Origin of the sequence: Brachyspira innocens ATCC 29796 (assembly GCF_000384655.1) — a bacterium.
GTDB classification, from domain to species: Bacteria; Spirochaetota; Brachyspiria; order Brachyspirales; family Brachyspiraceae; genus Brachyspira; species Brachyspira innocens.
Window position 1 is genome coordinate 22,596 of record NZ_ARQI01000090.1, and the last position, 6,139, is coordinate 28,734.

Consider the following 6,139-nt stretch of genomic DNA (forward strand, 5'->3'; position numbering starts at 1 on the left):
TTATGAACTATAGTATAAAAATTTTTTATAGTGAAGAAGATGAGGGTTATATAGCTTTATCTGAAGAACTTGACTCTATTAGTGCTTTTGGGGCAACAGAAGAAGAAGCTTTAAGAGAAATAAAAAATGCGATAGCACTATATTTTGAAGAAAAAAATATACCATTAAAAAGGTCATGAAATGTTGTTTTTGAGTTGTGTGTTTTTTTAGTTAGTTTTTTTGTTTTATGTTGGGTAATAAACTGTTAGGGTACTTCTCGCATACATTTTACTGACCCAAATTTAAGATATACGATGTGCTAATACTAAATAATATTATCCCTTATATTTGGAAGTAAATTGTAAATAGAAGTTCCTATTGTGTTTTCAAAATACGATTTTATTTCAAATACTTTCTTCCACCTTAAAGCACTTTGAGGAAATGTGCCATATCTTAAAGCCACATCTATAAACCTTTTTTCTAAAATACAAAATCCTGTAGGTAAAGCAAGCCCATCGCATAATTGAATAAGCAAATCATAATCATCATATACGGCATTACTTATAAACTCTTTCATAAAGTTGTAGTCGTCTTCTGGGATATCAAATTTTCCTATTGCTGTGTTTATATCCTGTATCATGAATGCATGACTTATACATATTTGAGCCAATTTATCCCAGCCGTATTTAATGCAGTATTTGTAACCGTCTATTAAATGCCTCTCAGCACTTATTCCAGTATATCTTCCTATGTCATGAAGAAGCCCAAATATATAGGCATTATCTTCATCTAGTTTTTTGTTTTTAGAGTTTTTATTGTAGTGTGAGGCTATTATTCTTGCAGCTTTAGCAGTGTATCTTGAGTGTTCAGCCCAAGGAGTGGGGTTTGATTTGTATGCTTTGTTTAATTCGTATTCAGCTCTTTCTAAATCTAGTATGTCCATATATCTATTTTATAACTTTTTTGCAAAAAATAAATAGTATAACAAGGAACTTTTATATTAATTTAACGTCTAATAAAGAAAATAAGTAATAGGGTATCACTATGTTAAAAAAAATTATTTTTGCATTTTCTTCTATAATATCACTTTTTTTATTAAGTTCATGCTCTCCAGCATTTGACCATATGTTCCATAGACCTCCAGCTCCTCCTCATATGAGAGGATATATGGATTTTCCTATGATGTTTGGTCCTCATTTCGGTATTAATGGTATACTTGGAATGATAATCAAAGTATTAATAATAGTTGCTTTAATTTTTCTTATAAAAATGCTTTATAATAAAGATAAAAATAACAAAAAAGAATAATTTTATATTTTGAAATTTATTGATAAAAGACTATTGAATATTTTTTAGAATTTAATATCATATTTGCGTAATATATTTATGATATGAATTTGTAAAAAATAATGAAGAAATTTATTACTTTAATAGTAAGCAGACCAACAACCGTATTTGTTACACTCGTATCCATGTTCATAATTGGATTTATAAGCATATCAAGACTTAATATAAATTATCTTCCAGATATGGAGGTTCCTATTATCAGTATAAAAACAACATACGATAATGCAGGACCAGAAGAAGTAGAGAAATCGGTTACAAGAGTAGTAGAAAGTGCAGTATCTTCTGTTAATAATGTAAAAACTATTAAGTCCAAATCAAAAGAGTCAGAGTCTAATGTAGAAATAGAGTTTAACTGGGGTACAGATTTACAAACTGCATCTGATGATATAAGAGAAGCTATTGATATGATTCGCTCTTCACTTCCTGATGAAGCAGAGAATCCTAATATATCAAAGTTTTCAAGTGATGCTACCCCTATAATGAATATAGCATTTTTCGGTACGGATAATTTATCATCGCTTTATGATTTAGTAGACAGTCAGATACTTACAAGATTAGATCAGGTTGACGGAGTAGCACAAACTGAAATAAGAGGCGGACTTAAAAAAATTATACGTGTTGATATAGATTTAAATAGACTTAATGCCTATTCTATAGATATTAATGATATAGTAAAAACTCTGGCCTTAGAAAATCAGAATGTTGCAGGAGGCGAAACTTATGAGGGCGTTTATAAATATAATATAAGAACTACTGGAGAGTTTAAAACTGTAAAAGATATTGAAGATGTTGTTATAATGCTTAAAGATGAAGTTTATCCAGTAAGGGTAAGAGATATAGCATATGTTCATGAGGATTATGAAGATGATTCTGAGATAGTGCGTATTAATGGACAAAAAGCTTTGACTATTGCTGTTACAAAAGAGTCTGGTGGAAATATTATACAAATATCCAGAGATGTGGAAAAAAGACTTAATGAAATAATGCTTCCTTCAGGCGTTTATTATCAGATATTGTTTAATAGTTCAGATACTATAAAAAACTCTATACGCAATGTACTTAATACGGTATGGCAGGGGGCTTTATTTGCTGTTATAGTTCTTATGATATATTTATGGGATATAAAAAGTGTATTTATTATAAGTATTTCTATACCAGTATCAGTAATAAGCACATTTATATTGATGTATTTTTTTGATATTACTATTAATGTTATATCTCTTTCTGGTTTAGTTTTGGGTGTAGGAATGATGGTTGATAATTCTATAGTTGTACTTGAGAATATATTTTATTATAATGATTATTATTCAAAATATGTACATGATAAAAGAAGCAGTATAATAAGTAATTTCAAAGCATCTATTTTGGGGGCAAGTGAGGTATCGATTGCAATAACGGCTTCTACTTTGACAAGTGTATGTGTATTTCTTCCGTTTCTATTTGTTCAGGGTGAAATGGGTCAGATGTTCAGCGATTTATGTATGACTGTTTCAATATCGCTTATATCTTCTCTTTTTGTTGCTTTAACTATAGTTCCGCTTTTAGCTTCAAGGCTTCATAAAGGCAATAGTAACAGCAGAGTTAATTTAGTATTAAAGCGTTTGGAGAGTTTTTTTAATGATAAAATACATAATAATGTAGAGAAGTTTTATTTAAGTATGCTTACTATTGTAATAAAAAATAAAAAGAAATCATTTGCTTTAATATCTGTTTTATTGTCTTTATCATTATTTTTATTATTGACAAATATAGGAAGGGAAGGCTATCCTGTATCAGATGAAGGGACAATAATTTCAAGATTAAGACTTCCCGTGGGAGCTAGAGTAGAGTTTACAGATATGTTTATACATAGAATGGAAAATGATATAGAAAATGCTTTAAGTAATAATATGGCTTACTATGAAACTAGAGTAAGAACAGGAAGAAATGAACATCATGGAGAGGTAAGAGTAAAATTAATAGACAGAGAATATGGAAGAAAATTAGATATAAGCTATTATATAGAGATGATTAGAAACAGAGTAAACGGATATCCCGGACGTATAGAACTTAATTCTGAAAATGTAGCTTTAGGTAAGCCTAAAGATTATAGTGCTATTGTTATAGAGCTTGTGGGAGATGATTTAGAAAGAGGTTATGATGTGGCAAGCAATATTATAGCAGCAGTAAATAAAGTTGACGGTATTAGAAATGTTTTGATAAAAGAAGATGATTCTAATCATGAATTGGTTTTTGATATTGATAGGGATTTGGTATCAAAAATGGGTATCAATATTAATACAGTTGCAAATATTATAAGAACTTCTTTCAGCGGAACAACTGCAAGTAAGATGACATTAGACAATTCTATATATGTAGATACTGATATAATAGTGCGTTTGGAAGATACAAATAGAGATAATGTTTCAAGTATTCAAAAGATGATGATACCTACAAAAAACGGAATAGTTCCTATTTCATCATTAGTGGATATACATAGAGGAACAGGTCCTATAGAAATAAACCGTAAAAATGATAAAAGAATTATAGAGATAAATGCTAGTTCTTTCGGAAGACCTATCAATGAGATTATAGAAGATATAAGAAAAGAGCTTAATAATATATACATACCAAGCGGGTTTTCTGTTAATTTTTCTGGTGATTATGAGGATATGCAGGAAGCTTTTATTCAGCTTATTGTGTCTTTAATAATGGCTTTGGTATTTGTATATGCTATTATAGCAGGGCAGTTTGAATCATATATTACTCCTTTTGTTATATCTTTGGCGGTCCCTTTTGCATTATTCGGAGCTTTAATATTCCTTTATTTTGGAGGACAAACTTTAAATGTTTACAGCGGAATAGGTATAATTATGCTCGTAGGTATAGTGGTCAATAACGGAATAGTTTTAATAGATTATATGAATAAGGTTGTACTTGAAAAAAATATAAGCTGGGACAGTGCTGCTTTGGAATCATGCAAAAGAAGATTAAGACCAGTACTTATGACATCATTAACTACAATACTAGGTCTTCTTCCTATGATATTTGAAGTTGGAAATGGAAGCGAAATGTACCGACCTTTGGCTATAGCGGTTTGCGGGGGATTATTATTTTCTACTATGTTTACGCTTATAATAATACCTTCTGTATATTCTAGCTTTAGAAACAGATTTAACATAAAGATAAGAAACGATTGATTATATTTAGAATTTTTTCTCACTCCCACCCTTTAAATTTTTAGGTTTTACTCTGTTATAAGCACTTCATTTATTTTTATTGCTGAATGTGTAAAAAGCACACCCGCCCAAGCGTTTATTAAGTTTAGAAATTTATTTTAATTCCCCGCCCTTTAAAGTTTAAAACTTTACTCTGTTATAAGCATTCAATTTATTTTCATCGCTGAAGTTGTAAAAGCACACCCGCCCAAGCGCTTATTAAATTTTAGGGCTTTAAACAGCACGCGGTAAGCGGAATTCTAATTTATAGTAAAGTTATATAATTGCTGACTAGCTTTGTTTATAGAGCGGTCTTCAACGCGTGGTAAAATAAGTTTATATATATAAAAAACCTGCCCCATAGCTCACTACAAGACAGGCTTTTTATAATATTGATTGATTTAATTTATAGTTATCTCCAAGTTCCGTCTGTTTGTCCGAGACTTAAAATTAATTTGAAACCGTCTGTAGCTACATAGCTTATAGCACTATCAAGCATATATCCGCTATTGTTAAGTTTTACAGTAATTGTAAATGTTGCTTGCTTATTACTAGTATCTTTAACACCTTTAGCACTAAAGAAAAAACCTGTTCCTTTAGCTTGCGAAAAAATAGCACTTTCAGCACTACTAACATACACACTTCCAGAAGAACTTGTAGCTGTAGCTGTAAATCCTGAAGTTTGATTTAGGTTAAACCCAGATAAATTAAATTTCCATACAGGGTTTTCGCTTACAACTAGCACACCTGTTCCAGCATCGGCACTAGTATATTTTGTATTTTTTATTGCTGTTTCTATATCTGTTTGTTTTATTATATCTATATTAGCAACATATAATGTACCTTCTGATGTAGCTGTTTTATTGTCTGATGTTCTTGTGAATAAGAATGTAAATGTATACTGATATACTTCTCCAGCTGCTGCTTTTCTTATTTTTTCTATTCCTGATGCAGATAATTTTATTCCTATCTCATTTGCTGTTGCTGATACTGTAGAAGTTGTTAATTCAAAATCTGCAGGTTCTAATGATACGCTTCCAGATGCAGCTGTAACTTTATTTATCTCAACTTTAGTCTCTTGTCCTGGATAACATTTAATTTTTCCTTCTTTTGTGAAAGAAGTATCTTCTGATGAAGTTCCTATTGTTTTCTCTTCCCTTGTTCCATAAGAATCAATATTAACAGAAAATTCTCCTTGGGTTGGATTTGTAGGGGAATCATTATTTCCTCCGCAGCTTACTGCAAAAATTACTGCTGTGAGGCATAAAATAATTTTGATAACCGCTTTTTTCATTTTGGTTGCTCCTTAAATATTTTTTATTTATAACAATTAAAGATTTTTTATCTTTAATAAGTTATCAAAGATATAAAATGTATTTTGAATAGAAATTAAAAAGGTATTAATTAGATTTTTTGATTTGTTAATTTTCTTTATTTGTGCAATGCGAAAAGAAATATGATGTATTATTAAGTTATATAGATTGTGTATTGATTTTTTTGATAGTTTTAGTGAATAGTTATTGCTGTATGCTGTATGCTGTATGCTGTATGCTGTATGCTGTATGCTGTATGCTGTATGCTGTATGCTGTATGCTGTATGCTGTATGCTGTATGCT

At 30.1% G+C, this 6,139-nt stretch carries 5 protein-coding genes; 3 read left to right on the top strand and 2 right to left on the bottom strand.

Going from position 1 to position 6,139, the window contains the following annotated elements:
* Nucleotides 1-2 precede the first annotated feature (2 nt).
* The gene (locus tag F811_RS16325; RefSeq protein WP_020004017.1) at nt 3-179 is read left to right on the top strand and encodes a type II toxin-antitoxin system HicB family antitoxin; all 177 of its coding nucleotides are present in this window, start codon (nt 3-5) and stop codon (nt 177-179) included.
* A 125-nt stretch (nt 180-304) separates the two neighbouring features.
* Here F811_RS16325 and F811_RS0104085 read toward each other — a convergent pair whose 3' ends face one another.
* On the bottom strand, nt 305-922 hold the full coding sequence (locus F811_RS0104085; RefSeq protein WP_020004018.1) for an HD domain-containing protein: 618 nt from the start codon (nt 920-922) through the stop codon (nt 305-307).
* Nucleotides 923-1,023: 101 nt separating this feature from the next.
* On the opposite strand from F811_RS0104085, the gene F811_RS0104090 reads away from it, so the two are divergent.
* Nucleotides 1,024-1,287: a hypothetical protein gene (locus F811_RS0104090; protein ID WP_020004019.1), complete on the top strand. Its 264-nt coding sequence runs from the start codon at nt 1,024-1,026 to the stop codon at nt 1,285-1,287.
* Between the two features lie 101 nt (nt 1,288-1,388).
* Entirely contained in the window at nt 1,389-4,505 is a 3,117-nt protein-coding gene (locus F811_RS0104095) for an efflux RND transporter permease subunit (protein ID WP_026364338.1), read from the top strand.
* Between the two features lie 430 nt (nt 4,506-4,935).
* On the opposite strand, the gene F811_RS0104100 is transcribed toward F811_RS0104095, so the two are convergent.
* A complete protein-coding gene (locus tag F811_RS0104100) occupies nt 4,936-5,817 on the bottom strand; it encodes a hypothetical protein (RefSeq protein ID WP_020004021.1) in 882 nt (293 codons plus the stop codon).
* Nucleotides 5,818-6,139 lie beyond the last annotated feature (322 nt).